1 protein-coding gene is annotated in these 434 nt (G+C 35.9%); it reads right to left on the bottom strand.

The window, feature by feature from the left end; translation table 11 throughout:
• On the bottom strand, window positions 1-434 hold a 434-nt coding region (locus FUA24_RS08120), incomplete at both ends, for a UvrD-helicase domain-containing protein (protein ID WP_148541244.1).

The raw sequence follows: 434 nt of genomic DNA, 5'->3' as shown, positions 1-434 counted from the left end.
GAGCGTGATTGTGCGTTGGTTCTATACAGAATGGCAAAATCGCTGTTTTGAAGTTGATGATTCATTTTATTATCAAAAATAGTACTCGCTACATAGCGTCCTTCATCGGCATCGGTTAATGAGCGGTGTACTACAATTTTACCACCATCATCATTGGCCGTCCAAACCACTTTGTCTAGTTTGGTTTGGTTTTTATCTATTACAGAATTTGCTGCGTTTACAATGTTTTTGGTTGAGCGGTAATTTTGTTCTAACCTAAACACTTTAACATCATCATAATCTTTTTGAAAGTTTAAAATATTATTAATGTTTGCCCCACGGAATGCATAAATACTTTGGGCATCATCACCCACAACGCATATATTTTGAAACTTATCTGATAGTGCGCGTACTATTAAATATTGTGAGTGGTTGGTATCTTGGTACTCATCAAC

The sequence above is a fragment of the Seonamhaeicola marinus genome (genome assembly GCF_008085455.1).
The sequence above is the reverse complement of the archived record's forward strand: the minus strand, read 5'-3'. Positions and strand labels throughout refer to the sequence as shown.